21 protein-coding genes are annotated in these 26,859 nt (G+C 68.6%); 11 read left to right on the top strand and 10 right to left on the bottom strand.

Translation table 11 applies throughout. The features are described from left to right. Positions 1-130: 130 nt before the first annotated feature. Genes recA through IEY21_RS12100 form a run of 3 tightly spaced genes read right to left on the bottom strand, consistent with a single transcriptional unit; the run spans position 131 to position 3,374 of the window. Positions 131-1,222, bottom strand: a complete 1,092-nt coding sequence (gene recA / locus IEY21_RS12110; protein WP_188904605.1) for a recombinase RecA — start codon at positions 1,220-1,222, stop codon at positions 131-133. Next, entirely contained in the window at positions 1,219-2,172 is a 954-nt protein-coding gene (gene thpR, locus IEY21_RS12105; RefSeq protein WP_188904604.1) for an RNA 2',3'-cyclic phosphodiesterase, read from the bottom strand. The genes recA and thpR overlap by 4 nt, the downstream gene beginning before the upstream one ends. Then, complete coding sequence (locus IEY21_RS12100) at positions 2,169-3,374, bottom strand: CinA family nicotinamide mononucleotide deamidase-related protein (RefSeq protein WP_188904603.1); 1,206 nt, start codon at positions 3,372-3,374, stop codon at positions 2,169-2,171. The genes thpR and IEY21_RS12100 overlap by 4 nt, the downstream gene beginning before the upstream one ends. Before the next feature lie 382 nt (positions 3,375-3,756). On the opposite strand from IEY21_RS12100, the gene IEY21_RS12095 reads away from it, so the two are divergent. From IEY21_RS12095 to IEY21_RS12075, 5 genes are all read left to right on the top strand, one after another. Continuing rightward, a complete protein-coding gene (locus IEY21_RS12095; protein ID WP_188904602.1) occupies positions 3,757-4,467 on the top strand; it encodes a phospholipase A2 in 711 nt (236 codons plus the stop codon). 443 nt (positions 4,468-4,910) lie between these two features. Then, the gene (locus IEY21_RS12090) at positions 4,911-6,101 is read left to right on the top strand and encodes a sensor histidine kinase (RefSeq protein WP_188904601.1); all 1,191 of its coding nucleotides are present in this window, start codon (positions 4,911-4,913) and stop codon (positions 6,099-6,101) included. Beyond that, entirely contained in the window at positions 6,098-6,757 is a 660-nt protein-coding gene (locus tag IEY21_RS12085; RefSeq protein ID WP_188904600.1) for a response regulator, read from the top strand. Before IEY21_RS12090 ends, IEY21_RS12085 begins: the two co-directional genes overlap by 4 nt. Positions 6,758-7,061: 304 nt before the next feature. Then, the gene (locus IEY21_RS12080) at positions 7,062-7,277 is read left to right on the top strand and encodes a CopZ family metallochaperone (RefSeq protein WP_308424838.1); all 216 of its coding nucleotides are present in this window, start codon (positions 7,062-7,064) and stop codon (positions 7,275-7,277) included. Between the two features lie 44 nt (positions 7,278-7,321). Then, a complete protein-coding gene (locus tag IEY21_RS12075; protein WP_188904609.1) occupies positions 7,322-7,585 on the top strand; it encodes a metal-sensitive transcriptional regulator in 264 nt (87 codons plus the stop codon). A 126-nt stretch (positions 7,586-7,711) separates the two neighbouring features. On the opposite strand, the gene ilvA is transcribed toward IEY21_RS12075, so the two are convergent. Continuing rightward, positions 7,712-9,262, bottom strand: coding sequence for a threonine ammonia-lyase, biosynthetic (gene ilvA, locus IEY21_RS12070; RefSeq protein ID WP_188904599.1), 1,551 nt, complete (start codon positions 9,260-9,262; stop codon positions 7,712-7,714). Between the two features lie 277 nt (positions 9,263-9,539). On the opposite strand from ilvA, the gene IEY21_RS12065 reads away from it, so the two are divergent. Next, positions 9,540-10,898 carry a flavin monoamine oxidase family protein gene (locus IEY21_RS12065; RefSeq protein ID WP_188904598.1) on the top strand — a complete coding sequence of 453 codons (1,359 nt, stop codon included), beginning with the start codon at positions 9,540-9,542 and terminating at the stop codon, positions 10,896-10,898. Positions 10,899-10,918: 20 nt separating this feature from the next. Here IEY21_RS12065 and ttcA read toward each other — a convergent pair whose 3' ends face one another. Then, positions 10,919-11,800 (bottom strand): tRNA 2-thiocytidine(32) synthetase TtcA, encoded by an 882-nt coding sequence (gene ttcA, locus IEY21_RS12060; protein ID WP_188904597.1) that lies wholly within the window; start codon positions 11,798-11,800, stop codon positions 10,919-10,921. A 159-nt stretch (positions 11,801-11,959) separates the two neighbouring features. Between ttcA and IEY21_RS12055 the strand changes: the two genes are divergently transcribed. Further along, complete coding sequence (locus tag IEY21_RS12055; protein WP_188904596.1) at positions 11,960-14,329, top strand: transglycosylase domain-containing protein; 2,370 nt, start codon at positions 11,960-11,962, stop codon at positions 14,327-14,329. Positions 14,330-14,415: 86 nt separating this feature from the next. Here the strand turns inward: IEY21_RS12055 and pnp are convergent, their stop codons facing one another. Continuing rightward, positions 14,416-16,581 (bottom strand): polyribonucleotide nucleotidyltransferase, encoded by a 2,166-nt coding sequence (gene pnp / locus IEY21_RS12050; RefSeq protein ID WP_188904595.1) that lies wholly within the window; start codon positions 16,579-16,581, stop codon positions 14,416-14,418. Positions 16,582-16,730: 149 nt separating this feature from the next. On the opposite strand from pnp, the gene dkgB reads away from it, so the two are divergent. The 4 genes from dkgB (at position 16,731) to IEY21_RS12030 (ending at position 21,707) form a co-directional block, all read left to right on the top strand. Then, positions 16,731-17,540: a 2,5-didehydrogluconate reductase DkgB gene (dkgB, locus tag IEY21_RS12045; protein WP_188904594.1), complete on the top strand. Its 810-nt coding sequence runs from the start codon at positions 16,731-16,733 to the stop codon at positions 17,538-17,540. Between the two features lie 108 nt (positions 17,541-17,648). After that, positions 17,649-18,437, top strand: coding sequence for a phosphotransferase family protein (locus IEY21_RS12040; protein WP_268237799.1), 789 nt, complete (start codon positions 17,649-17,651; stop codon positions 18,435-18,437). A gap of 688 nt (positions 18,438-19,125) precedes the next feature. Continuing rightward, the gene (locus IEY21_RS12035; protein WP_188904592.1) at positions 19,126-19,539 is read left to right on the top strand and encodes a glyoxalase superfamily protein; all 414 of its coding nucleotides are present in this window, start codon (positions 19,126-19,128) and stop codon (positions 19,537-19,539) included. A gap of 86 nt (positions 19,540-19,625) precedes the next feature. Beyond that, positions 19,626-21,707, top strand: a complete 2,082-nt coding sequence (locus IEY21_RS12030) for a molybdopterin oxidoreductase family protein (RefSeq protein ID WP_188904591.1) — start codon at positions 19,626-19,628, stop codon at positions 21,705-21,707. Between the two features lie 53 nt (positions 21,708-21,760). Here IEY21_RS12030 and IEY21_RS12025 read toward each other — a convergent pair whose 3' ends face one another. The 4 genes from IEY21_RS12025 to IEY21_RS12010 form a co-directional block, all read right to left on the bottom strand. Further along, entirely contained in the window at positions 21,761-23,401 is a 1,641-nt protein-coding gene (locus tag IEY21_RS12025; RefSeq protein WP_188904590.1) for a glycoside hydrolase family 43 protein, read from the bottom strand. Beyond that, positions 23,398-24,768 carry a GH1 family beta-glucosidase gene (locus IEY21_RS12020; protein ID WP_188904589.1) on the bottom strand — a complete coding sequence of 457 codons (1,371 nt, stop codon included), beginning with the start codon at positions 24,766-24,768 and terminating at the stop codon, positions 23,398-23,400. The genes IEY21_RS12025 and IEY21_RS12020 overlap by 4 nt, the downstream gene beginning before the upstream one ends. Before the next feature lie 164 nt (positions 24,769-24,932). Continuing rightward, the gene (locus tag IEY21_RS12015; RefSeq protein ID WP_188904588.1) at positions 24,933-25,850 is read right to left on the bottom strand and encodes a carbohydrate ABC transporter permease; all 918 of its coding nucleotides are present in this window, start codon (positions 25,848-25,850) and stop codon (positions 24,933-24,935) included. Beyond that, positions 25,847-26,791, bottom strand: a complete 945-nt coding sequence (locus tag IEY21_RS12010; RefSeq protein WP_188904587.1) for a carbohydrate ABC transporter permease — start codon at positions 26,789-26,791, stop codon at positions 25,847-25,849. The genes IEY21_RS12015 and IEY21_RS12010 overlap by 4 nt, the downstream gene beginning before the upstream one ends. Between the last annotated feature and the right edge of the window lie 68 nt (positions 26,792-26,859).

Raw genomic sequence — 26,859 nt, 5'->3', positions numbered from 1 at the left:
CGGTGGCATTTTCGGTTGTCACAAACAGAAAGTGTCCCCTACCGGGGACGCTTTCTCATACTTTGTGTCAGGCCGTCAGCCCCCGCCGCTGAACGGCAGGGGAATGGGGAGTAAGGAACCGGCAGAAGGTTTATTCCGCGAGGGCCGTGATGGGGGCCGGGGCCGGCGCCGCGGCGAGTTCGGAGGCGCCGCCGCTCTTGATGCTCGCGAGCACGCGGTTGCGGATCTCCTGCTCCATCTCGGGGCGCTCGGCGATGTAGGCGATGGCCTTTTCCTTGCCCTGGCCGATGCGCTCATCGCCGTAGCTGTAGAAGCTGCCGGCCTTCTTGATGATGTCCATGTCGGCGGCCAGCGTCACGAGGTCGCTGAGCTGGTCAAAGCCCTTGCCGTACACCAGGGCCAGCTCGACTTCCTTGAAGGGCGCGGCGACCTTGTTCTTGACGGTCTTGACCTTCACGGTGTTCGCCACCGCGTCGTTGCCGACCTTGATGGGCTGACCGATCTTGCGGACGTCCAGGCGCACGCTGGAATAGAATTTCAGCGCCCGCCCGCCGGTGGTGGTCTCGGGATTGCCGTACATCACGCCGATCTTCTCGCGCACCTGGTTGATGAAGATGGCGGCGGTGCCGGTCTTGGACAGGATGGCGGTCAGCTTGCGCAGGGCCTGCGACATCAAGCGGGCCTGCAACCCCGGCAGGCTGTCGCCCATCTCGCCCTCGATCTCGGCGCGGGGGGTCAGTGCAGCCACGCTGTCCACGACCACCACGTCAATGGCGCCGCTGCGCACCAGCAGCTCCATGATTTCCAGCGCCTGCTCACCGTTGTCGGGCTGCGAGACCAGCAGTTCGTCGGTGTTGCAGCCCAGCGCTCGGGCGTACACCGGGTCCAGCGCGTGCTCGGCGTCGATAAACGCGCAGGTGCCGCCCGCCTTCTGGGCCTGCGCGATGATGCTCAGGGCCAGGGTGGTCTTGCCGCCCGACTCGGGGCCGTAGATCTCGGTCACGCGCCCGCGCGGAATGCCGCCCACGCCCAGCGCGAGGTCCAGGCTCAGGCTGCCGGTGGACACGACCTGCACGTCGAGCTTGCTCTCGGCGCCCAGCTTCATGATGCTGCCCTTGCCAAAAGCCTTCTCGATCTGGCTCATGGCCGTGTCGATGGCCTTCTGGCGCTCCTTGTTGTCGCTGGGGGCGGCGGTGATTTCTTTCGGGTTGTCCTTGCTCATGATGGCTCCTGTGGATCCGGATCGGGAGAGATGGCGAGCGGGTGGGGGTCGGTGGAAGAAGGAGGAGAGGTAGAGGTGGAAGCGGTGTCGTGGGAGGCCCCGCCCGGGGGAGCGGGCTGGCCCGCGTCGCTGCGGAAACGGAAGGCGCTGAGGGTTTCGTAGATGGGACCAGTTTTTTGCAGGTGAGAACGTTGCAGGGTGCCGCCGTTCGCCGTCCAGCCCAGCTCAAAGGTCATGGGCGGCACGCGCGGCGCCGGACCCTTCTTGCGGGCCAGGGTGATGTGGGCCTTGAAGGGCTGCTCCTCGGTTTCCAGGCCCAGTTCCTGAACTCCGGCCCGCAGGGCGGCGGCGAGTTCGTTCAGGCCCTCGGCCTCGACCTTCACGAACCACACGCGCGGACTGCCCTCGTTGGGAAAGTAACCGGTGCCGCGCACGCGCACGTTCATGGGCTCCAGCCCCGACATCAGCCGCACGCCCAGCGCCTTGAGTTCGGGGACCCGCGCCAGCGGCACGGCCGGCAGGTAACACAGCGTGACGTGCATCTGATCGCCCTTGACGGTCCGCCAGTTGCCCTTGAGCTGCCGCTGCGCCTCCACGAGCCGCCCCGAGACGCTGGTGGGCACCTTGAGCGCATAGAACACCCGTCCGGTGGTGGGGACGTGTTCGGCGGGAGCGGGGGAGCGGCCCCGGCCCGGTTCCCGTCCGGGATTGCGGCCGCCCGCTGGAGCGCGGCGGTCCCGGGACGCTTCCTGATCCCGTTGTCTCGGGGCCGGGTCGCCCTGCCGGGGGGTGCGCTCCCGGGGCCTGCGGCCCTCCGGCGCTTTCGGTGCGGCGGCCGGAGCGAGCGCCGGAATGGCCGGCAGGCCGGAGGTGTCCTCAGGAACGGGCCGGGGCCGCTGTTCCGGCTGCCCGGAAGCCACCTTCTGTTTGCTGTGCCGTTTGATCTTCATGCCAGCACCCCGCCGGGCCGGAGCGTGCGGTAGGCCAGGGCCAGCGCGGTGACCGCGGCGCGTTCACGCACCTGATCGGCGTCGCCCGGCCAGTTGATGCCGACCGCCTTTTGCCACTCGCCGGCATCGATGGCCGCGTAGGCCTGTCCGGCCTGCTCGCCCGCCACGCCCACCACCACGGCCAGCCCGATCTCGGCTCCCAGGTGTTCGCGCGCTCCGGCAGCCAGTTCCAGCGCGGCGGCCTCGCTGACCAGTCCGGCGTCGCGCAGGGTCACGGGGGTCAGGCCCAGCGTGATCAACCGGGCGTGGTCCACCGTGACGGCGGCGTCCAGAAAGGCGGGTTCGTCGGCCAGGAGTCCGCACAGGTTGCCCGCACTGCCCGCCTCGATCACGCCCAGGGTCCGGCCCCGCAGCGCCGCGCCCAGGGCACCGGCCAGGGTCTGGGCATCCTCACCCCAGGTCCAGCGCGAGAGCCGCGCGCGGACCTGTTCCAGCACCGGAGCGAGCAGCGCGCGCGCCGCCGCTTCGGTGTCGGCGCTGGCCGCCACGCGCACATCCACGCCGGTCTTGCGGGCGTAGGTGGCGACGCTGGGATTGGCCTGCCCGGTCCACGGAGTCAGCAACTCGGCCACATTGCTCTCGCCGATGCCCTGGGTGTGGACGGTCGTGGAGACCAGCGCCCGGGTCGGCAGCGGCAGCCGGGGCAGCACCTGCTCGCGCCACATGCGTGTCATCTCGCGCGGGGGGCCGGGCAGGGCGACGACGTATTTGCCGTTCGTCCTCACGAACCATCCCGGCGCGGTACCCACCGGATTGGGCAGGGCCTCGGCGCTGGGAATCAGCCACGCCTGCTTGCGGTTCACCTGTGGCATCTCCCGGCCGCGCGAGGTATACAGCCCTTCAAGCCACGCAAGCAGCGCCGGGTCCTCGGCGGGTTCCTCTTCCAGCGCGGCGGCAATCGCCTCGCGGGTCAGGTCGTCGTCGGTGGGGCCCAGGCCACCGCCCAGGATCACCAGATCGGCGCGCGACAGGGCCAGCTGTACGGCCTCGGTGACGCGTCCCAGGTTGTCGCCCAGCACGGTTTTGCGGTGCAGCGTGACGCCCCGCCCTCCCAGCTCGCGGGCCAGAAAGGCGGCGTTGCTGTCGACGATCTCGCCGAACAGCAGCTCCGTGCCCACACTGATAATTTCTGCTAGTAACATAACAACCCCGCCGAAGTATAGGCGAAAGCAAAACGGACGTCCAGTCCTGAACAGGGGAGACAGATCATCCCCAGAGTCTATGCTGGACCGTTCGCCGCGCTGGTCCGGAACCACCATCCGGCGCGGCTCAGCCTTTTTGAGGCCCGCATGAGATCACGCTCAAGGCCGGTCCATGTGGGCACTGTCTTCTGGCAGTGGGCAGCCGGAGCGGTCCTCCCTAAGCTGGGGACAGGTCCACAGCCCGGTTCTTTCCCGCCCTTCCCGGACGCGTCCCAGCGGCGCTTCCCGGACGGCAGGAGGCTGCCCGACTTCGCCCACAGACCTTTTCGCGCCCGCCCGGAAAGGACGCCGGCCTCCCCGGAGGCGGCCAGGAGGTTTCACCATGACCCTTCCCACCAGGACCCACGGACTCGGATTTCTGCTGCTGGGCGCACTGGCCCTGACTTCCTGCGGAGCCCCCGGCAATGGAGGCACCCCGCCCACGCCGCAGGCTGCTGGGACGCAGGGCACCGTCCCCTCGGTCGCCGAGCAGATTGCGGGGTTCGCCCAGCGCCCCGAACTGCAGGACGCCGAGAGCCAGGCCATCCTGCAAACCTATGCCCAAGAGCCGCTGATGTTGCAGGCCCTGCAGGAAGCCTACGGACTGCCCAACCCGGGGCTGAATGTCGAGGCGCTGGCCCTGCAGGCGGGGCAGCCGGGTCTGAGCGCCCAGGCCACCGGCAAGGCGGGTTACGCCCAGGGAGTGGCGTGGGGCAGCATCAGCCACTACGCCGCCGAGCGGCGATCGCCCGATTACAGCGGCCTGGACTGGAACTACGACGGCTGCAGCGCTCCCAAGGGCCTGGGCCTGGGCTACAGCGACTTTTTCCGGAGCGCGTGCAATGTGCATGACTTCGGCTACCGCAACCTGCCCAAGCTGACTGCCATTGCGTACTGGCCCTACAACAAATCCAGAACCGATCTGGCCTTCCTGAACAACATGCAGGGCCTGTGCAGCGCCAAGAGCTTCTGGAGCCGCCCCGCCTGCAACGCCGCCGCCACGGCGTACTACGTGGTGGTCCGCGATTTCGGCTGGGCCAAGTGGCACCGCTAGGCCGACCCGGCATCCCTTCTGGCCGCTGACGCCGTTCTGTGTCTGGAATGAGGCATAGCGGGGCAGGTGGTTGGTTGGCCCCCAAACAGCAGCGAAGCCGGGCATGGAGAAGGTGACCCGGCCCTGCTGTGGGTCCGGGAGGACCGCATCTGCTCAGAAGCTGTCCGGCATGCGGCCTGCCTCGCTGCCCCGCCGCTCGACTTGAACCGGGTGCAGACAGGCCTCCACGGGGAAACGCGGCGCTTACAGTCAGGGAGTCCACCACCGCAACCCAGCGTTCTTCCGCTTTCCCGTCTTCAGCCGCGCCGCCTGTCCACTTCCCTCTGCCGAGGCCACCCATGACGGTTTTGCTTCCTCCGCCGGCGTCTTCCCCCGGTTCCCCAGCACATCGGCGCGGGCCGCTGTTTCCCGGTGCGCCGTCTCTGGGAACCTCCGATCCCTCTTTGACCGAACTCCGGCGTGGCATGGGCTGGACCGGAATTCTGCTGTGGACTGCCCTGGCCGCCAACTCACTACTGGCTCCCCCCAGCCGTGAGGGCCTGACCCCCGAGGAACTGCTGCCGTGGGGCGCGGCCATGCTGGGATTCCTGGCCGCGTTTCTGACGGTGACCGTGGTGCAGGACCGGCCCAGGTGGCGGCGGCGGGCGCTGCAACTGGTGGCGCTGGAATCGGTGCTGGCGCTGCAGGCCAACCAGTTGCTGGACGGCAACAGCGTGCTGGCCGGCCTGCTGCTGCTGACCGCTGCGCAGGTGGGCATTCTCGTGCCCGTTCGCTGGGCACTGGTGTGGGTGGGCGCACAGACCGTAGCGCTGCTGAGCGTGTTTCTGAGCTACTGGAGTGTCTCGGACGCTTGGTCGTACGGCACCGGCTACCTGTGTTTTCAGCTGTTCGCCGTGACCACCGGGCAGACCGCCGTGCGCGAGATCCAGGCCCGGCAGCAGCTGGCCGCGGTGGTGGCGGAACTGCGCGCCACCCGCGCCCTGCTGGGCCAGGCCAGCCGGCAGGCCGAGCGCCTGCAGATCTCCCGTGAGCTGCACGACCTGATGGGCCACCACCTGACCGCGCTGGGCATGAACCTGCAGGTCGCCCTGCACCGGGATCTGCCGGGGGCGGCCCGACCGCCGGTAGAGCAGGCTGCCGAGCTGGCCCGCATGCTGCTGGGCGACGTGCGGGCCGCCGTGCGCGGCATGCGGGAAACAGCCACCTGCGACGTCCGCGCCGAGATCGAGGCGCTGAGTCAGACCGTGTCTGTGCCGGTGCATCTGACCTTTCCGTCCGGCTTCAGCGTGCCGTGTCCCGTGCAGTCACAGGTGCTGCTGCGAACCGTGCAGGAAATCCTGACCAACGCCCTGCGCCACGCCGGAGCGCGGCAGGTGTGGCTGACATTCGGCGGTGGCCCGGACAGCAGCGGGGCAAGGCAGCTGACCCTGCATGCCCGCGATGACGGCCACGTTGCGCGGCACTTCACCCCCGGCTGTGGCCTGACCGGCATGCGCGAACGTCTGGAAAGCGTCGGGGGAAGCCTGGAGGTGCGGGTGCGGCCCGGCGAGCCGCTGGAACTGTTCGCCCGCCTGCCGCTGCCCGGCTCCTCTCCCCACGCCACCGTCCCTCACGCCACAGGAGGCGCTCCATGATCCGGATCTGCATCGTTGAGGACCAGACCCTGGTGCGTCAGGGCCTGTGCAGCATGCTCGCCCTGGCCGGAGACATGACCGTGGTCGCGGAGGCCGAGAACGGCGAGCAGGCCCTGACGACTGTGCCGGAGGCCCGGCCAGACGTGCTGCTGCTGGATTACCGCATGCCCCGGCTGGACGGCCTGGGCGTGCTGCGGGCGCTGGGCGAGCAGGCGCGCACCCAGGGCCACGCGCCGGTGCCCACCCTGATCCTGACCACCTTCGACGACGAGGAACTGCTGCTCTCGGCGGTGGGGCTGGGCGCCCGGGGCTACCTGCTCAAGGACGTCTCCTTGCCCGTGCTGCTGCAGGCCATCCGCACCGTTGCGGGCGGGGGGCGCTGGCTTCAGCCGACCCTGACCGATCAGCTTCAGCGCGGCCTGGACGAGTGGCGGCCCGGGCGCGAGGAGGACCTGGCGGACTCCATTACCCTGACGGGCCGTGAACAGGAGGTTCTGCGCCTGATGGCAGGCGGATTCAGCAACCGGGAGATCGCCGGGCTGATCACCACCACCGAGGGCACCATCAAGGGCTACGTATCCAACATCCTGTCCAAGATGGGCGTCCGCGACCGCACCCGCGCCGTGCTGAAGGCCGTGGAGTGCCGCCTGCTGTAGCGGCCGCCAGAATGCAGGGCTCAGGCGGCCTCCTGTACGTCTTCGACCCGCTTCAGCCCGCGTTCTATCCGGCTCCCGCAGGCGGCACAGGGCAGCCCACCGGCACCCAGGGTGAGGGTTTTCGTCGCCGTGTCTGAGCCCTATCCCCCCTGGGGGGATGCTGAAGGTGGAGGAGGCACCTACATCCAAATCCCCGTCCCATACCTCCGAAAATGAAGTGGTCATGAAGAGTTTGTCTGGCTTCTCAATTTCTTCGACATGCCGGAATCTTGAAGCCCTCCCCCCGGGGGTCTATACTTCTCCCATGACCAATACCATGATCACCGAACTGAAAGTCGAGGGCATGACCTGCGGGCACTGCGTGAAGGCCGTGGAGCAGGCCCTGAGGAATGTCACGGGGGTTCACGAGGTGCAGGTGGACCTCACGGAGGGCAAGGCTACCGTTCACGGCGACGCCGACGCCGGGGCCATGATCACGGCCGTGGCCGAGGAAGGCTACGCGGCCCGGGTTGCCGGTTGAGCGAAGCGCCCGCGCCCCACTGCACCCCCCAGGGCAAGCTGTGCATGCCCGAGGACGCCCGCCGGCGGGCCAGCCGCCGCCTGAGCATCGCGCGCGGGCATCTGGACAGCATCGTGCGCATGCTGGACGATCCCGAGGCGTACTGCGTGGATGTGCTGCGGCAGATCAAGGCGGTGCAGGGAGCGCTCAGCGGCGCGGGTGGGGTGGTGCTGCGCGGTCACCTGGAGGCCCATGTGGCGACCTCCGCCGGGCGCGGCGACACCGTGGAACTGGTGGAAGAAGTGATGGAAGCGCTGCGCTACCGCTAAGCCCCCGCCAAAGACGGATGCCGGGCAATGCTCCGGGCGTCCGTTTTGCTGTGCTGTCCTTCCTGTTCCAAAGGGCCGGCGTTTCTCTGTGATCCTGCCGGCCTTACGGCTGTGGCTTGCCGAGATTCACGTTAGGAACAGCCGGTACGCCGGGTTGTGGGTCATCTCGCTCGCCGGGTAGCCCAGGCCGCGCAGAAAGGCGGCGAAGTCGGCTCCGTCCCCCTCGGGCACCTGAATGCCGGCCAGCACCCGCCCGTGCGAGCTGCCGTGGTTGCGGTAGTGAAACAGGCTGATGTTCCAGCGCCCATGCAGGTGGGTCAGGAATTCCAGCAGGGCGCCGGGCCGCTCGGGAAAGGTAAACGAGTAGACCCGCTCGCCCTCGGCCTCGGGCGCGCGGCCCCCCACCATGTGGCGCACGTGGACCTTGGCCAGCTCGTCGCCGGTCAGGTCAGTGACCGAGTAGCCGCGCGAGATCAGGGTGTCCATCAGTTCTCCGCGCTGCGAGGCCTGCGAGAGCTGCACGCCCACGAAGATCTGCGCCTCGGCGCGCGGCGCGTAGCGGTAGTTGAACTCGGTGATGGTGCGGGCACCGACCACCTCGATGAACTCGCGAAAGGCGCCGGGCCGCTCGGGAATGGTGACCGCGAGGATGGCCTCGCGCTGCTCGCCGATCTCGGCGCGCTCGGAAACGTGGCGCAGACGGTCAAAGTTGACGTTGGCGCCGCAGGTCAGGGCCACCAGGGTCTCGTCCCGCAGCCCATGCTCGGCGGCGTACTTCTTGAGGCCGGCCACCGCCAGCGCCCCGGCCGGCTCCATCACGGCCCGCGTGTCGTCGAACACGTCCTTGATGGCCGCACACACTCCGTCGGTGTCCACCCGCACCCAGTCGTCCACGTAGCGCCGCGTCAGGTCGAAGGTGTAGGCCCCCACCTGCTTGACGGCCACCCCGTCCACAAAGATGCCCACCGAGTCCAGCCGCACCCGCGCACCCGCCTGCAGGCTCTGGTACATCGCGTCGCTGTCGTCGGGTTCCACGCCCACCACCCGCACGTCGGGGCGCAGCGCCTTGATCACGCTCGCCACGCCCGCGATCAATCCGCCGCCGCCCACCGGCACGAACACGGTGTACCCGCCCTCCGTTGCCACCTGCCGCAGCAGTTCCAGCGCCACCGTGGCCTGGCCGGCGAGCACCAGCGGATCGTCGTAGGGATGCACGAAGGTCAGCCCCCGCTCCTTTTGCAGTCCGTAGGCGTGGGATTCCGCGTCGCTGAAACTGTCGCCGTACAGCACCACCTCGGCCCCGCGTGCCCGGCACGCCTGCACCTTGATCTCGGGGGTCGTCGCGGGCATCACGATCACCGCCCGCAGCCCCAATTTCTGCGCCGCAAAGGCCACCCCCTGCGCGTGGTTGCCCGCCGAGGCGCAGATCACGCCGCGTTCTCGCTCCACCGCCGTGAGCTGGGCCATCTTGTTGTACGCCCCGCGCAGCTTGAAAGAAAAGATGGGCTGCTGATCCTCGCGCTTGAGCAGCACGCGGTTGCCGGTCCGTTCGCTGAGGCCGGGCGCCTCGCTGATGGGCGTCTCGATGGCCGCGCCGTACACCTTGCCGGTGAGGGCCAGCCGCAGCACGTCCATCGCGTCCATGGTTCCGGGGGTGAAGTCCTGGGTCTGGGTCATGGGTGGGGCCTCCGGGGAGTGAAACAAAAAAGCCCCCGCAGCGTGGGCGGGGGAGGCTTCACGGGCAGCGCGGCGGCTGTCAGGTGAGCTTCCCTGACCCGCTTGGAATTCGCGACGCGCTCATGGGGGGAGCATAGGGGAGGGTGGAGGCAGGGCCGGGGGAAAGGGTAGACAGGTGGAGGCCGGCCGATGGGCAGGGGGAGGCAGCGGGCTCCGCGCACGGCCTCCCCCCATACGTGTTTCCCTGTCTTGCGGCCCGCACTTGCTACCCTGATTCATGATTCCAGACAGCGTGAACCCGGACGTCATCGTGGTGGGAGCGGGACTGGCGGGGTTGACGGCGGCGCGGCGGCTGAGTGGGGCGGGGCGGCGGGTGCGGGTGCTGGAAGCCCGGGAGCGGGTCGGCGGGCGCACGCACACGCTGCGCTTGCCCGCTACCGGCCTGAGCGTGGACATGGGCGGGCAGTGGGTCGGGCCCAACCAGCCGCATGTGATGGCCCTGATCCGGGAGTTGGGGCTGGAGGTGTACCCGACCCATGATGAGGGGCAGAATCTGGCGCTGATTGGCGGCAGGCTGCTGCGCTACCGGGGCCTGATTCCTCCGCTGCCGCCGCTGGTGCTGGCCGACTACGCGCTGCTGTCCCACAGATTCGAGGCGCTGGCGCGGACCATTCCGCTGGAGGCTCCCTGGACCGCCCCGGACGCTGCCGAGCTGGACGCGCAGACCTTCGACACCTGGATCGGCAAGAACGCCTGCACGCCGCAGGTCCGTGCGCTGATGCGGCTGTACGCCGGGGCAGTCTTCAGCGCCGACCCCGCCGAGCTGAGCCTGCTGCACGCCCTGGCCTATACGGCGCACGGCGGCGGCATCAACGGCCACACCCTGACGCGCGGCCACGCCCTGCAGGACCGGGTGCTGGGCGGCGCGGGCGGAATCGCGCAGCGGCTGGCCGACGACCTGGAGGACGTGAGACTGGACTCCCCGGTGGCCCGCGTCGAGCAGGACAAGGAGGGCGTCACGCTGCACACCCCGGCCGGAGCGCACCGTGCCGGGCGCGTCATCATCGCTGTGCCGCCCACGCTGCTCTCCGGGCTGCCCTTCGCCCCCCCGCTGCCCGCCCGCCGCGCACAGTTGCAGCAGAGGCTGCCGATGGGCACGGTGATCAAGTTCATGGCCGTCTATGAGCGGCCCTTCTGGCGTGGGCAGGGACTGAGCGGCATGGCGATCAGCGATACCGGGCCGGTCACGGTGACCTTTGACAACAGCCCGCCGCAGGGGTCGCCGGGCGTGCTGCTGGGCTTTATCGAGGGAAGTGAGGCCCGCGGCCTGATGGACATGGGCGAGGCCGAGCGCCGGGAGGCCGCCCTGCACAGCCTGGCCCGCCTGTTCGGGGATGAGGCCCTGACCCCCACCGAGACCGTGCAGCGCGACTGGACCGCCGAACCCTTCAGCGGCGGCTGTTACGGCGCGCTGTTCGGCCCCGGCGTGTGGACCGGCCACGGCGAGGCGTTGCGCGCCCCGGTGGGCCGGATTCACTGGGCGGGCGCCGAAACCGCCCGGGTGTGGATGAACTACATGGACGGCGCGGTCGAGAGTGGGGAACGGGCGGCGGCCGAGGTGCTGGAGGGGCAGTAGAAGGCGTGAGGATTGCCGCGCTAGTCCAGCACCGGCAGGCCTTCTAGCTCCACCAGAAATTCCCGCTCCGCGAAGTCCTCTCTATCAAAGGCCGTGTCTCCGCCCGCCCCGGTCCCGGCGAAGTCGAAGAGGTCGCGGTCCAGCAGGTGACTGGGGGTCACGCGGCCCAGCGAGCGCAGGATGTTGTTCAGGCGGCCTGGATGCTCACGCTCCCAGTCGGCGAGCATGCGGCCCACCACCTCGCGCTGGAGGTTGGGCTGAGCGCCGCACAGTGTGCACGGAATGATCGGAAAGGCGCGGGCGTTGGCGTAACGCACGATGTCTGCCTCGGCGACGTAGGCCAGCGGACGAATCACCACGTTGCTGCCGTCGTCGCTGGTCAGGCGCGGGGCCATGGCCTTGAGCCGGGCGCCGAAGAACATGTTCATGAACAGCGTTTCCAGCAGGTCCTCACGGTGGTGGCCCAGCGCGATCTTCGTGGCTCCCAGCCGCCGGGCGTGCGCGTACAGGTGGCCCCGGCGCAGGCGGCTGCACAGCGCGCAGGTGGTCTGGCCGGGCCGGGTCTTGGCCTGGACCACGCTGTGGGTGTCGCGCTCCAGAATGCTGTGCTCCACGCCCAGAGCCCCCAGATAGTCGGGCAGCACGTGTTTGGGGAACCCCGGCTGGCCCTGGTCCAGGTTGACCGCCACGAGATCAAAGCGCACCGGCGCCCGCTTTTGCAGGTGCAGCAGCACATCCAGCAGTGTGTAGCTGTCCTTGCCGCCGCTCAGGCAGACCATCACGCGGTCGCCGTCCTCGATCATCTGGTACTCGGTGATGGCCTGTCCGGCGGCCCTCACCACTGGCCGGAACAGGCGGGAGAGGTCGGCAGACGGGGAAGGAGGGGTGGTGTGCGGCGTCATGATCGTTCGCCGGTCATGCTAGCGCCCGGCTCATGCTTATGGCGGACGCCCCGGGCGGCGAGTCAGAGCAGACTGCGGCGCGATGAGCCCCCTGTCTCCCGGTCCAGACCGTGACCCCTGTTTGGGCGGCTCCGGCCCGCGCCGGGTAGAGTGGCGGGGATGAGGTTCTTGCGGGGAGTGAGCCTGGGGCTGCTGACGCTGCTGCTGCTGGCGGTGGCGGGTGTGGCGGCCCTGTGGTGGATCTGGGGGCGCGACCTGCCCAGCGTGACCGATCTGGACGTGCTGGAATTCAGCGGCCAGACCCGCGTGTACGACCGTCAGAACACGCTGATCGGCACGCTGACCCCCAGCCTGAGCAGCGCGGGCGGCACCAACCGCAACCTGCTCAAGCTCGGCCAGATCAGCCCGTGGCTGCAAAAGGCGGTGATCACCAGCGAGGACCGCCGCTTCTACGAGCATCACGGCGTGGATTACATCGGCATCACGCGGGGGCTGCTCAAGGGGCTGCTGCAAAACGATCTGGAAGGTGGGTCGAGCATCACCCAGCAGGTGGTGAAGAACACGCTGCTCGCCGACCTCCAGAGCGCGCGCACGGCCGAGCGCAAGTTCAAGGAAGCGCTGCTCGCGTATCAGCTGGACCGCAACTACGACAAGGACCGCATCCTGAGTGCCTACCTCAACATCATCTACTGGGGCGACGGGGGCCGCGACGACATCGTGGGGGCGGGCACGGCGGCGCGGGCGTACTTCGGCAAGCCTGCCTCGGACCTGAACCTGGCCGAGAGCGTGTACCTGGCAACGATCATTCCCGCGCCCAACCGCCGCTACAAGCAGTTTGCCGCCTTCCGCCCGCTGATGAGGGACCTGCTCTCGCGCATGGTGGAAGACGGGCGCGTCACGCAGGCCGAGGCGGACGCCGCGTGGAAAACGCCCATCTACCCGGCCGGCTGGCGCATCGGCTGGAACGCCGACGGCACGCTGCGCAGCGCCGTGCTGGAAAATCCGGGCCGTCTGCAGGACAACATGAATGTGGCAGAGGCCGCGCAGGGCACGGGCCGCTACGCCTCGCAGTACTACCTGCAGGCGGTGGAAAAGGAACTGCTGCCCCGGATTGGCCGCAAGGCGCTGTACGGCGGGGGCAAGATCATGACCGGCATGAGCGTTGCGGCGCAGCAGGCCGCCGAACGCGCCAGCTTAAACGCCAGCCTGCCCGACGGCGCCACCCTGGGCATCGCGCTGGTCAGTCCGCAGAACGGCGAGGTGCTGGCCCTGGTGGGGCAGAAGCTCACCGGCGGGCGGCCCAGCGACTGGGACAACGCGCTGCAGGCCCGGCGGCAGGTGGGCAGTTCCATCAAGCCGCTGCTGTACACCCTGGCCCTGCAGCAGGGCTGGAAGCAGAGCGACACGGTGCTGGACTCGCCGCTGGTGGGGACCTCCTACCAACCGCAAAACTACGACGGGCGCTGGACCGGGCGCTACGTCACCATGCGCTACGCGCTGGACCACAGCCTGAACCTGCCCACCGTGCGCATTGCGCAGGAACTGGGGGTGCCCACCTTCGAGGACAAGCTGCGGCAACTCGGCCTGACCCCGCCGCCCGAGGCCGGGCTGTCGCTGAGCATCGGCACGCTGGAGGCCAGCCCGCTGCAGATGGCCGCCGCGTACGCTCCCTTCGCCAACGGTGGGCTGTATTACGTGCCCAGTCTGGTCCGCCGTGTGGAGGACGCGCGCGGGCAGGTGCTGTACGAACGCCCCGCCCCGGTAGGCAAGCGGGTCTGGGACGCGCAGACCGCGTGGCTGGGCCTGGACATGATCCGCGGCGTGGTCAACGACCTGACGAGTTACCAGGGCGGACTGGCGACCCGCGCGCAGATTCCCGGCTGGCCGGTGGGCGGCAAGACCGGCACCACCAACGACGTCAAGGACCTGTGGTTCGCGGGCGTGACCCCCACCGTGGCCGGGGCCGTGTGGGTAGGCCGGCAGGAGGGCGGACCGCTGCCGGGCTGGGCCTACAGCGGCGAGATTCCCACGCCGGTGTGGCAGCAGGCCGTGTCCGGCGCGCTGACGGGCCAGCCGGTCCGGAGCTTCCAGGAACCTGAGGGCATCACCTACCGCGTGGTGCGGCAGGTGGAGATGGCCTTCCGCGTGGCGCAGGCCGACGACGAACCCACCGCCCGCGACGGCAGTGGCAATGGCAACGGAGGATTCTTCCGCCGCAGCCGTCCGGTGGAGCAGCCCGCCGTGCAGCAGAGTGCGCCGGAGCCCGACCCCTCGCCCCCGGAAGAGCCCCTGCCGGACCCTGTTCCAGAGGTGCAAGATTTTCCCGCCGAGCCCGAGCCGCTTCCGCCTGAGGACCAGATGGAGGACGTGCCGCCCGTTGATCCGCTGCCGGATCCCACCATCGACGCGCCGCCCGAAGACCTGTACAACGCTCCACCCGCCGATTCCGGGTCGGCGCAGGACCCATACGATCCCAGCGCCGATCCCGGTGACGCGGTTCCGTACAACGAGATTGCTCCGCTGAACTGAGGGGTCCACCCCGCAAAGCCAGAAAGAAGGCCGCCCGGTTGTCGGGCGGCCTTCTTTTTAGGGTGAATGATCTGGGAGGAAGAAACTCAGTCGCGGCGCGGCGGACGTCCACCCCGGTCGCCGCCGGGGCGCGGAGCGCGGGGTTCGCGCGGGGCAATCTTGCCCTCGAGTTCGGGGCGGATCAGGTCGATCTTGCCGCGGTCGTCCACGTTGACGATCTTCACGCGCAGCTTGTCGCCGACGTTCAGCACGTCCTCGACGGCATTGATACGTTCCTCGGACATCTGCGAGATGTGCAGCATGCCGTCCTGACCGGGGTACAGGTTGACGAAGGCCCCGAACGGCGTGGTCTTGACCACCGTGCCGTCGAATTCCTCGCCCGCCTTGGCCTCGCGGGTGATGCTGCTGATGCGGTCGCGCACGGCCTCGGCGGAGGCCGACTCGGCGCTGAAGATGCGGACGGTGCCGTCTTCCTCGATGGTGACCTGGGCGCCCATGGCTTCCAGTTCGCGCACCTGCTTGCCGCCGGGCCCGATCACCTTGCCGATCAACTCGGGGTTGATCTTGATGGAGATGATGCGCGGCGCGGTGGGCGACAGTTCGGCGCGCGGCGCGCTGAGCACCTCGGCCATCTTGCCCAGGATGTGCAGGCGGCCGTCGCGGGCCTGGGCCAGCGCTTCACGCATGATCTGCGGCGTGATGCCCCCCACCTTGATGTCCATCTGCAGGGCCGTGACGCCCTCGGCGGTGCCGCAGACCTTGAAGTCCATGTCGCCCAGCGCGTCTTCCAGGCCCAGGATGTCGGTCAGGACGCGGTACTTCTCGCCCTCCATGACCAGCCCCATCGCCACGCCCGCCACCGGGGCCTTGATCGGCACGCCCGCGTCCATCAGCGACAGCGTTCCGGCGCACACGGTCGCCATGCTGCTCGAACCATTGGACTCCAGCACCTCGCCCACGATGCGGATCACGTAGGGAAACTCCTCGAAGGAGGGCAAAACCGCGCGGATGGCCCGCTTGGCGAGGTTGCCGTGGCCGATCTCACGGCGCGACTGCCCGCCCATGCGCTTGACCTCGCCCGTGGAGTACGGCGGGAAGTTGTAGTGCAGCAGGAACTTGTCGTTGTCCTCGGCGCTGAGGTCGTCCACCAGAATCTCGTCGCGCTCGGTGCCCAGCGTGGTCACGCCCAGCACCTGCGTCTCGCCGCGCGTGAAGATGGCGCTGCCGTGGGCGCGGGGCAGGGGCCGCGCCTCGATCCAGATGGGGCGCACGGTCTTGGAGTTGCGGCCGTCGGCGCGCAGGTCCTCTTCCAGAATCAGGCGGCGCAGTTCCTGCTTTTCCACCTTGTTGAAGACATTCTTGAGGGCGGTGATGCGCTCTTTTGCCCCCTCGGCCTCGGGGTCGGGCTCGTAGCCGGCAATGACGGCGTCACGCACCGCCTTGGTGCGGGCACCGCGGTCCTTTTTCTTGACGGTCAGCAGCGCGTCGCGCAGGCCGGCGGCCCGGGCCTTCTCGGCAAGTTCCGGTACGAGGTCGGTGCTCAGGCCGCTTTCTTCCAGGAAGTTGAACTTTTCCTGGCCCACCTCGGCCCGCATGGTTTCAATCAGGGAGATCACGCCCTGCATCTCGGCGTGGGCGAACTCGATGGCCGCGACCAGATCTTCCTCAGAGGCGTTCTGCGCGCCGGCCTCGACCATCATCACGGCATCCTTGGTACCGGCGACCACCAGATCCATGCGGCTGCGGCCCAGCTGATCGGCGGTGGGGTTGATGACGTACTCGCCGTCAATCTGCCCCACCCGCACGCAGGCGGTCGGGCCGGCCCAGGGAATGTCGCTCAGCGACAGCGCGGCCGAGGCGCCCACCGGCCCCAGCACGTCCGGCGCGTTCTGGCCGTCGGCGCTGATCACCGTGATGATCACCTGGGTTTCGTGACGGTATCCCTTGGGAAACAGCGGACGAATCTGGCGGTCGGTGATGCGGGCGCCCAGGATGGCCTTCTCGCCGGGGCGGCCCTCGCGGCGGTGAAACGATCCCGGAATCCGACCCACCGCGTAGTGCCGCTCTTCAAACTCGACCGTCAGGGGCAGGAAGTCCAGCGTGCTTTTCTCCTCGCGCGCCTGGGCGGTCACCAGCAGCATGGTGTCGCCGTAGCGCAGGGTGACGCTGCCGCTGACCAGCTTGGCGAGCTTGCCGGTCTCGATGCTCAGCTCGCGTCCGCCGAGCATCGTCTTGTACGTTTTTCCAATCATGACCGGCAGTCTATCCCGTGCGCGGCGGGGCCAACGGTCTGTCCATGCAGCATCCGGGGCGGGCGGGCGCGCGGCTTCCGGCGTTAAGGGACTCGCTTTGAGTTCCTTCTCCGTGCGCGGCATACTTCCTGACCTACGGAGGTTTCACCATGTCTGTTCCCCCCTTTGGTCTGGGTACGTTTCGCCTGAAAGATCAGGTTGTGAAGGATTCGGTCCGCGACGCGCTGGAGCTGGGTTACCGCGCCATCGACACCGCGCAGGGCTACGGCAATGAGGCCGAGATCGGGGAGGTGATCGCGCAGAGCGGAGTGCCGCGTGAAGAGCTGTACGTCACCACCAAGATCAAGCCGGACAACTACAGCCGTGAAAAGCTGCTTGCCAGCCTGCGCGAGAGTGTGCAGAAGCTGCAACTCGATCAGGTGGACCTGACCCTGATCCACTGGCCCGCTCCGCGCGGCGAGGTGTCGGCCCAGGAATACCTGGGTGCCCTGGCAGAAGCCCGCGCCGAGGGGCTGACCCGCGAGATCGGCGTGTCCAACTTCACCATCGCCCTGTTGAAACAGGCCAGGGACATTCTGGGCGACGTGCCTCTCGCCACCAATCAGGTGGAGATCCACCCCTACCTGCAAAACCGCAGGCTGGCCGACTTTGCGCGCCGGGAGGGCATCCACCTGACGTCGTACATGACGCTGGCAGTGGGCAAGGTCATGTCGGATGAGGTCCTGCAGGACATCGCCCGCGCGCACGGTACCACCCCCGCACAGGTGGCGCTGGCGTGGGCCCTGCAGCAGGGCTACTCGGTGATTCCGTCGTCGACCAAACGCGAGCATCTGGCGGGCAACCTGAGGGCGCAGGACCTGAACCTGACCGACGAGGACATGTCGCGCATCGCCGCGCTGGAGCAGGGAGAAACGGCCCGTCTTGCTAACCCGGCGAGCGTCGCGCCCGATTGGGACTGAGCCTGCGTACCGTCAGATGACGGACTTCCAGTCTCTGGTGGGCCGGGCGCTGCCTGGAGCCCGCCTGCACTCGGTCCGGCCCCTGACCGGAGGCAGTTCGGCCCGCGTCTGGGTGTTGGAAGTGTCCAGCCCGGACAGCCCAGGGTCGCGTCTGGTCGTGCGCGAGTACGGCGCACAGGACATGCAGGGAAATGCCGGGGTGGCCCAGCAGGAGTTCGCTCTTCTGGAAAGGCTCGGGGCGGGTGGTCTGCCGGTTCCCCGCCCGCTGTATGCCGAGGCCGGTGTGCTGGTCACCACCTTCATGGACGGAGTCACCGAGTTTCAGCCCGCCGATGGGGGGGGTACGTGCGCGGGCTGGCGGCGTTTCTGGCGGGGCTGCACCGGTTGCCCGCCACTGAGTTTGCCTTTCTGTCGCCCCTGGCCCCTGTGGGCCCCCGCCCGAGCCGTCCCGACACAGCGCTGTCGGAAGGACGCATTCGGAGAGCGCTGGACGGTCTTTCGGCTCCACCCTGCACCCCGGTGGTCCTGCACGGCGATTTCTGGCCCGGCAATGTCCTGTGGCAGGGCGGGCAGGTGTCCGCGGTCATTGACTGGGAGGACGCCGCCGTGGGCGATGCCCTCTCGGATGTAGGGAATGCCCGGTTGGAACTGCTGTTCTTTCTGGGGCGGCGGGCGATAAACGCTTTTACGCGCGAGTACGTAGCGCTCACGGGAGCAACCCTGACCGGCCTGCCGTACTGGGATCTGCGGGCGGCCCTGCGGCCCTGCGGACGGCTGGGGGAATGGGGCCTGGACGCCGACCTTGAGGCGCAGATGCGCCGGCGACATGCGGGGTTCGTGGAGCGGGCGCTGGCGTCGGCTGGGGACGACCCGACACCTGGCACGAACCCGGTCTGACTGGGCGGGGCTGCGGGTCACCGTGGGTGCAGGCCGGTCCCGCCCCGCAATCCCTGCACAGGGGATCGGACGGCCCTGACCTCGACGGTGGGGGGTAACTGGCCTGAGCGGGCATTGTCAGGTAAGCTATTCTGTTATAAGCTAAATAAGTAAGAGAAATAAGGTGGTCTTTGAAGCATCCGGACGGCGGTCTGGATCGCCCGCGCCGCGTAAAAGGCGTGCCGAACCATTCTGATGGAGGGAATGATGGTGGCGACGAACTCCGGCAGGACACAGCAGCCGCCTTCTGGTCGTGCCTGGACCGGCTGGGGCGCTCTGGAACCCCCCTCCGGGTGCGGCGTTTCGTCGGCAGGAGGTGAGGGCCTGCACCCCTCCGAACACGCCCGGCGTGAAGATCCGGGCGACGCCGCAGGTCCCGCTGTAGACAGACTGTGTGCGGCCACGGGAACCGCTGCTGAACAGCAGTTCGCAGAGGATGGGGACGCAGAGGACGGCGATACAGACGAGGGGGCGGCGCCGTGCCGCCGTATCTGGATTCCATGACCCTCCGGGCCGCCGAGCATCGTCACGGTATCGTTGCCGTGCCGCCGCTCGCGCCCCGCCCGGAAGGGAAAGTGCCGACCCTGCACACTCTGGGGCCGGGGCATGGGGACCGCTGCATGAGGCGCTGGCGCGCACAGGAGAAACAATGAACTGGACCCTGGAAGTGGTGGTGGTGCCGGTCAGCGATGTGGACCGGGCCCGCGCCTTCTATGCCGATCAGCTTGGCTTCGTGGTGGACCATGACACCCGCATGGGAGAGACCCGGCGCACCGTGCAGTTGACCCCCCCGGGTTCGGGTTGCTCGGTTGTGATCGGGACCGGCCTGACCGACATGGCCCCCGGGTCGCTGCGGGGCCTGCAACTGGTGGTGCGCGACGTGCGGGCCGCCCACGCCGAACTCGTGGGACGCGGCGTGAAGGTCGGCCCGGTTCAGGTGATCGGCCCGGCGGGCATGCGTCCGGCGCAGGACGGAGACGCGCTGAACCACGCGGGCTTCGTGTTCTTCAAGGATCCGGACGGCAACAGCTGGGCGGTGCAGCAGATCGACGCGCGGACGTAGCGGGCGCAGGAGCCGGTCCGTCGCCCTGCCCTCTGAAAGGAGAAACGGCCCACCCCGGACTGCGCCGCGCCGCGTAGACTTCCCGCATGACCGCCTCTGTCTCCACACGTGACGTGCTGCTCACCTGCCCGCTGGACTGCCCGGATGCCTGCCGCCTGCGGGTGACGCTCGGGCGCGGCGAGGACGGGCAGGAGCGCATGCTCAAGGTCACGGGAGATGCCGCCCATCCCTACACCCGCGGCTTTGCGTGTGCCAAGACGGTGCATTACCCGGCGCGGGCCAACCATCCGGAGCGGCCCCTGTATCCGCTGCGGCGCGTGAACCCCAAGACCGACGCCGAGCCGATGTTCGAGCGCGTGGGCTGGGACACGGCGCTCGACGACATTGCCGCCCGCCTGCGGACGCTGCTGGACACCCGCGGCCCGCAGAGCATCCTGCGTTACAACTACGCCGGGACCATGGGCCTGATGGAGGGAACGCACGTCCACGCCTTTTTCCGCGCCCTGGGCACCCCGGAACTGGACGAGACGATCTGTGCCACCGCCGGCACCGAGGCCTGGGCCCTGAGCTACGGCGCGCGTTACGCCGTAGACCCGGCGGACGTGCGCCACGCCCGATTGATCGTGCTGTGGGGCATCAACAGCCTGAGCACCCACAGCCATCTGACGCCCGAGCTGACGGCGGCGCGCAAGGCCGGCGCCCGGATCATCTGCGTGGATCCGTACCGCAACCGCACCGCCGCCTATGCCGACACGCACCTCAAGATCCGGCCCGGCAGCGACGCGGCGCTGGCGCTGGGCGTCATGCACGAGCTGTTCGCCCACGGCTGGACCGACGACGCTTACATCGCCGAGGCGACCCAGGGCATCGAGGAGCTGCGTGAGGCGACCCGCGGGTGGACGCCGCAGCGCACGGCCACCACGACCGGCCTGAGCGTGCAGGACGTGCAGGACCTTGCCCGCGCCATCGGTACCACCCGGCCCACCTACATCCGGGTGGGCTACGGCATGACCCGCCACGAATACGGCGGAACCAACCTGCGCGCCGTCACCCTGATCTCGGCGCTGACCGGCGACTGGCGCGTGCCGGGGGGCGGCTGCGTCCTGAGCAGCAGCGGGGCCTTCAAGCTCAACCGCACGCAGCTGGGCGCGGCCCATCTGATCCGGGAGGACACGCCGCACATCAACATGAACGCCTTCTCGGACGCCCTGAAGCCCGCCGCCGGGCTGGGCGCCACGCTGATCTACAACTGCAACCCAGCGGTGGTGGCCCCGGATTCGGGCGGCGTGCGTGCCGGCCTGCAGCGCGATGATCTGCTCGTGGTGGTGCTGGAACAGGCCATGACCGAGACGGCCCGACTCGCCGATTACGTGCTGCCTGCCACGACCTTTGCCGAACACGCCGACGTGTACACAAGTTACGGCCACCACTGGCTGGGCTACAACCCCGCCGAGCTGGAGGCCCCCGGCGAGACGCGGCCCAACTCCTGGGTCTTTCAGCAGCTGGCCCGCCGCCTGGGCGTGACCGAGCCGAGCGTGTACTGGAGCATGGATGACCTGCTGGAGGCGGTGCTGGACAGTGGCCACCCGTACCTGACGGGCATCACCCCGGAGCGGGTGAAGGCCGAGGGCAGCGTGCGCCTGAACCTGCCCACGCCTTTTCTGCCGTATGCCCACGGAGCGGAGACCCCCAGTGGAAGGGTGCAGCTGGCGCCCGCGCCGGTTCACCGCGAGGCGCAGGCCGCCCTGAACGACGCCTATCCCCTGCGGCTGCTCACCCCGCCCGCGCACCACTTCCTGAACAGCACCTACGGCAACCTGCCCCAGCTCAACCGCGCCGAGGGCGGCGAACCCCAGCTCCTGATGCATCCCGATGACGCTCAGGCAGCCGGACTGGGCGACGGGGAATACGCCGCGCTGGAATCCGAGGTGGGCCGGGTGCAGCGCCGCGTGCGGGTGACCGGGGCAACGCAGCCGGGCGTGGTGGTGGTGGAGGGCACGTGGTGGGGCCTGTCGGCGCCGGACGGCCAGAGCATCAACACCCTGACCGCCCAGACCCTCACGGACCTGGGCGGGGGCAGCACCTTCCACAACACGCGGGTGCGGGTGCGGCCCGCCGGGGCGGCCCCCGAAGGTGTGGCGTCTTTTCGGGGCGGCACCAGCTCCTGATCGGGGCGGGCCGTCCAGAGCGGACCCGCCTCAGGGCAGACACGGCGGGGCGGTCAGCGGGCCGAAGGGGATGCCGGTGTCGGCTCCACGTACTCGGCCCACTGAAACTCGGCGCTCAGCCCGCGTCCGCTGAGGTCCTGGCAGGTCAGCGCCAGGAAGGTGCCCGTGAAGCTCAGGCCGCCGCAGTGTTCGTCGCTCAGCAGGCCCGCATCCAGTGGGTTGCCGATCTGTGTCCATGCGCCGCCCAGGCTGTACTCAAACCAGAACTGTCCGCTCCGGTAGACCACGCCCAGCTGCACCGGGTGGGCGTCGCCCACGGGTACCTCCTGCGACAACAGCTCGCGGTAGACGCCGTTCTCGGACTGCAGCAGCGCCAGGGTGCGGCCCAGACGCTCGTCGCGGCTCAGGCGCAGGTACACCCAGTTGCGGGTGTCGTAGTACGCGCATATCCCCGCCATCTGCTGAAAGTCCTCGGGGTCGAATCGCAGGGCGGTGCGCAGGCGGGCGTCGAGCGCCTGCAGGCGGCGGCCCACCAGCGCCACCCGGTGCCGGCTGTTCAGCGATTCGTGGCCGGTCAGGCGCAGGCCCGCGCCGGTGAGCTGAACGCCCTGCAGTTTGGCGGGGGCCCGCAGGGTCATCCACTCGGGGCGCAGCTCGGAACCGGCAAAGGTGTCGCGCTCGGGCGGGGTGGGCCAGGGATGCGGCGTCAGCGCGGGCAGGGCGGCGTGTTGCTGCGGGTGGTGTCCGCCCGCCGACAGCCGGGGCCAGCCGTCTGTGTCCCACACCACGGCCTGCAGCGCGGTCTCGCGGCCCAGCGGGCACTCGCCCCGTTCGGTGAGGGGCCGCCCACACAGGTGGGCGAGCAGCCACTGACCGTCCGGCGTGTCGGTGAAGCTGGCATGCCCGGATTTCTGAATGGGCAGCGCGGGGGCGTCCACGGCGGTCAGGACCGGGTTGTCGGGATGCACCTCGTAGGGACCGGTGAGCGTGCGTGAACGGGCCACCGTGACGGCATGTTCGTAGCTCGTGCCGCCCTCCGCCGTGACAAGGTAGTACCAGCCGTCCTTGCGGTACAGGTGCGGCGCCTCGGTAACGCCCAGAGCGGTACCCTCAAAGATCCGCGTGCGCGGGCCAACCAGCCGCCGCTCCTGAGGGCAGTACTGTTGCAGCACAATGCCGGCAAACGGATTGCGTCCGGCGCGGTGGTCCCAGACCATATTCACCAGCCATTTGCCTCCGTCGCCGTCCACGTCATGAAACAGGCTGGGGTCAAAGCCGCTGGAATTCAGGTACACCGGCCCGGACCACGGACCCTCAATGCTCTCGGCGGTCGCGAGGTAGTTGTGGCTGTCCTTGAAAACCTCCTGCACTCCCCACGACTTGACGTCGGTGTAGATCAGGTGAAAACGCTGACCGTCGTGGGACAGGGCCGGGGCCCAGATTCCGCCCGAATCGGCGTTGCCGCGCATGTCCAGCAGCGCCGTGTGCGAGAGCGGCCGCGCGGCGGGCCGCCAGTTCACCAGATCGCGCGAGTGGTAGATCGCCACCCCCGGATACCACTGAAAGGTGCTCGTCGCGAGGTAGTAATCCTGCCCTACGCGCAGAATGCTGGGATCGGGGTGAAAGCCGCGCAGCACCGGGTTGGTGACGGTCACGGTCGGTCCCTGATCCACGGGGTGGGGCCGGGTGGTCATGCGGGCTGACCCTGCTGGGCGCGGGTCAGGAAGTCGCGGTACCAGCGTCCGGACTGCTTGAGGGTGCGCGCCTGGGTGTCAAAGTCCACATGCACGATGCCGAAGCGCTTGTCGTAGCCCTCGGCCCACTCGAAGTTGTCCATCAAGGACCACGCGAAATACCCGGACACCTTGGCACCGCCCGCCAGCGCCACTTCCAGCGCGGCGAGATGTTGCTGGAAATAGCGGGTCCGCGCCTCGTCATGCACCGTGCCGTCTTCCGAGACGGTGTCGGGGTAGGTCGCGCCGTTCTCAGTGATGTAGATGGCGCGCGGGGTGTAGTCGCGCTGCAGGCGCAGCATCAGGTCGCTCAGGCTCTGCGGGGCCACCTCCCAGTCAAAGCCGGTGTACTCGCTGCCCTCTGGCCGCAGCTGCCGCACGCCCAGCCAGCCCTCGCCGGGCGCGGTCTCCACGACGCTGCGCGAGTACATGTTGACGCCCAGAAAGTCCGACGGCGTGCCGATGATGTCCAGGTCGCCGGGCCGCACGAGTTCCTGCGCCTGCGGGCTGGCGTTGCCCAGCAGCTTTACGGTGTCCTGCGGGTAGCCGCGCCCGAACACCGGATCCAGATACCAGCGGTTGGCAAAGCCGTCCTGGCGATGGGCGGCGGCGTGGTCGGCCTCGCGGTCGGTGGCCGGGTACGCCGCTGCCAGATTCAGGGTGATGCCCACCTGGGCGCCCGGCGCAGCTGCCCGCACCGCCCGCACGCCCAGTCCGTGGGCGAGCAGCAGGTGGTGTGAGGCGGCGAAGCTCTCGGCCAGATCGGTGTGCCCCGGTGCGTGGACGCCCGCTCCATGGCCCAGGTAGGCGGCCACCCACGGCTCGTTGATGGTGATGAAGTGCCCCACCCGGTCGCCCAGTTCGGCGGCCACAATAGCGGCGTATTCCCCAAAGGCCAGGGCGGTGTCGCGCGCGGGCCAGCCGCCGGCGTCCTGCAGAACCTGCGGCAGGTCCCAGTGGTACAGCGTGAGCCACGGCGTGATGCCGCGTGCCAGCAGGCCGTCCACCAGACGCGAGTAGAAGTCCAGGCCGGCGCGGTTGACGGCGCCGCGCCCGCCCGGAAGGATGCGCGGCCACGCCACGCTGAAGCGGTAGGCGTTGACACCCAGCGAGGCGATCAGGTCGAGGTCACCGTCCAGGCGGTGGTAGTGATCGCAGGCCACGTCGCCGTTGTCACCGCCCTTCACCTTTCCGGGCGCGGCGCAGAAGGTGTCCCAGATGCTGGGAGATCGGCCGTCTTCATGGGCGGCACCTTCGATCTGATAGCTGCTGGTGGCGACCCCCCAGGTAAAACGGGGAGGAAAGGCTTGCGGATGGGGCTGGGTCATGGCTACTCCTGGCAAAGAAACGGTGACAAAGAAAAAGCAACGGTGGGGGGTGGAGGCCCGCAAAAACGGAGCCGAGCGGAGAAGGTGGGTGAAGGAGGGGGCGACCCAGGAAAGGCCACGGTGGGCGCGGAAGCGGAGCGCCGGGCCAGGCCCGCTCGGTACGCTCAGTCCTTGACCGCGCCGCTGGTCAGGCCGGAGATCACCTGACGGCTGGCGAACAGAAACACGATGAGCAGCGGAATGACCGTCAGCAGCACCAGCATCAGGTTGGCGCCCCAGTCCACGTTCACGTTGGTCGCGCCGCCCGTGATCTTGCGCAGGGCCAACGGCAGGGTGGTCGTGGTGGTGTCGGACAGCTTCATGATCAGTGCGCCCTTGAAGTTGTTCCACGAGGCCACGAAAGTCACCACGCCCAGCGTGGCCAGGATCGGACGAATCAGGGGCAGCACCACCCTGAGATAGATGCCGAATTCGGTGGCTCCATCGAGCCGCGCGGCCTCGATCAGCGATTTGGGCAGGGCCGAGACGATGTACTGGCGCATCAGGAAGATGCCGAAGGCATTCGCCATGCCCGGCACCCACAGCGCCCGCGGCTCGCCGATCCAGTGCAGGAAGTTGTTCATGACCAGAAACGAGGGAATGTCCATTACCAGCGGCGGAATCAGCATGGTGAGCAGGATGAAACCGAACAGGTAGCCCTTGGCCCGGAAGTCGTACATGGCGAAGGCGTACCCGGCCAGCGAGCAGAAGAACAGCGTGGTGACCGTGGAGAGCGTGGCAATGTACAGGCTGTTCCAGAAATAGCGCAGCGCCAGGTAGTCGGTGGCGACCAGCATGCGCTGGATGTTCTCGGCGAAGGCGTTGCCAAACCAGAAGTGGGGCGGCACGTTGAAGATCTGATCGCCGGGCAGCGAGGCCCACACGAACATCAGGTAGAACGGCGCCACCGACAGCAGGCAGGCGAGTGCCACAAAGGCCCACAGAATCACGCGGCCCAGGCGCGGCAGCCGCCAGCGGTTGGAGCGTGAGGGTGGGGTGGACTGGACGCGCTGGGGAGCGGCGGGCGCAGGCTGGGTGGTCACGAGCGCCCACCTCCACGGGAGAACAGGTAGTTGTTGACCATGCTCAGCACGAAGATCGCCAGGAACAGCAGCCAGCTCATGGCCGAGGCGTAGCCCATGTCCAGGTCCCGGAAGGCCACATTAAAGATGTGGGTGGCCGAGGTCAGGCCTGCGCCGCCGCTGCCGCCGCTCTGGCCGAGCAGGATGTACGGTTCCTCGAACAGCTGCATGTTGCCCACGATGGTGAGGGTAAAGGCGTAGAACATCATGGGGCGCAGCAGCGGCAGCGTGATGTAGAAGAACTTCTGCCACGAGGAAGCGCCGTCCACCGTGGCGGCCTCGTAGACGTCCTCGCTGATGGCCTGCAGGCCGCTGAGGTACAGCACCACATTCCAGCCCACGTAGCGCCAGAACACCACCATGGCCACCGAGTACGGCACCATGCTGGGGTTGCCCAGCCAGCGGACCGGGTCCAGGCCCAGGCCCGAGATCAGGTAGTTCAGCAGGCCCAGCCGTTCGCTGTACAGCATGCCGAACACGATCGTGATCGCCACCGCATTGGTGATGTACGGCAGAAACAGGACGGTGCTCACGGCTCCCTGCCAGCGGCGCAGGGACTGATGAATCACAAAGGCCAGCGGCAGCGCCACCAGATGCTGCGGCACGCCCGCGAGCAGCCCGATGAACACCGTGTTCTTGAGGGCGGCCCAGAACTGGTCGCGTGCCCCCAGCGCGAGCTGGAAGTTTTCCCAGCCCACGTACTGCCAGTTGCCCAGGCCGTCCAGGGGACTCCACAGGTGAAAGGCCAGGAACAGACTGAAGCCCAGCGGAAACAGGCCGAAAATCAGAAACAGGATGAAAAAGGGGCTGGTGAAGATGTACGGCGCGAAGTGTTGCTGAAAGCGGGCGTAGCTCCAGCGTGGCCGGGGCGGACTGGTGGTGAGGGGGACACGTTTTTGCATGACACCTTCCTTGGCGCGGAGTGCCGGAACGTGGTGGGGGGAGCCGACCCGCTCGCTCCCCCCGGTGG

The organism is Deinococcus aerophilus (genome assembly GCF_014647075.1).
Taxonomy (GTDB): domain Bacteria; phylum Deinococcota; class Deinococci; order Deinococcales; family Deinococcaceae; genus Deinococcus; species Deinococcus aerophilus.
Note: the sequence above shows the minus strand (reverse complement) of the source record. Positions and strands in the feature narration are given on the sequence as shown.

Bases quoted from the DNA above. Each gene is read 5' to 3' on its own strand.
- IEY21_RS12055 (WP_188904596.1), top strand. From the start codon at position 11,960: ATGAGGTTCTTGCGGGGAGTGAGCCTGGGGCTGCTGACGCTGCTGCTG.
- IEY21_RS12085 (WP_188904600.1), top strand. From the start codon at position 6,098: ATGATCCGGATCTGCATCGTTGAGGACCAGACCCTGGTGCGTCAGGGC.
- IEY21_RS12080 (WP_308424838.1), top strand. From the start codon at position 7,062: ATGACCAATACCATGATCACCGAACTGAAAGTCGAGGGCATGACCTGC.
- IEY21_RS12020 (WP_188904589.1), bottom strand. From the start codon at position 24,768: ATGACCCAGCCCCATCCGCAAGCCTTTCCTCCCCGTTTTACCTGGGGG.
- IEY21_RS12065 (WP_188904598.1), top strand. From the start codon at position 9,540: ATGATTCCAGACAGCGTGAACCCGGACGTCATCGTGGTGGGAGCGGGA.
- recA (WP_188904605.1), bottom strand. From the start codon at position 1,222: ATGAGCAAGGACAACCCGAAAGAAATCACCGCCGCCCCCAGCGACAAC.
- IEY21_RS12095 (WP_188904602.1), top strand. From the start codon at position 3,757: ATGACCCTTCCCACCAGGACCCACGGACTCGGATTTCTGCTGCTGGGC.
- dkgB (WP_188904594.1), top strand. From the start codon at position 16,731: ATGTCTGTTCCCCCCTTTGGTCTGGGTACGTTTCGCCTGAAAGATCAG.
- IEY21_RS12030 (WP_188904591.1), top strand. From the start codon at position 19,626: ATGACCGCCTCTGTCTCCACACGTGACGTGCTGCTCACCTGCCCGCTG.
- pnp (WP_188904595.1), bottom strand. From the start codon at position 16,581: ATGATTGGAAAAACGTACAAGACGATGCTCGGCGGACGCGAGCTGAGC.
- IEY21_RS12010 (WP_188904587.1), bottom strand. From the start codon at position 26,791: ATGCAAAAACGTGTCCCCCTCACCACCAGTCCGCCCCGGCCACGCTGG.
- ilvA (WP_188904599.1), bottom strand. From the start codon at position 9,262: ATGACCCAGACCCAGGACTTCACCCCCGGAACCATGGACGCGATGGAC.
- IEY21_RS12100 (WP_188904603.1), bottom strand. From the start codon at position 3,374: ATGTTACTAGCAGAAATTATCAGTGTGGGCACGGAGCTGCTGTTCGGC.
- ttcA (WP_188904597.1), bottom strand. From the start codon at position 11,800: ATGACGCCGCACACCACCCCTCCTTCCCCGTCTGCCGACCTCTCCCGC.
- IEY21_RS12025 (WP_188904590.1), bottom strand. From the start codon at position 23,401: ATGACCACCCGGCCCCACCCCGTGGATCAGGGACCGACCGTGACCGTC.
- thpR (WP_188904604.1), bottom strand. From the start codon at position 2,172: ATGAAGATCAAACGGCACAGCAAACAGAAGGTGGCTTCCGGGCAGCCG.
- IEY21_RS12035 (WP_188904592.1), top strand. From the start codon at position 19,126: ATGAACTGGACCCTGGAAGTGGTGGTGGTGCCGGTCAGCGATGTGGAC.
- IEY21_RS12075 (WP_188904609.1), top strand. From the start codon at position 7,322: ATGCCCGAGGACGCCCGCCGGCGGGCCAGCCGCCGCCTGAGCATCGCG.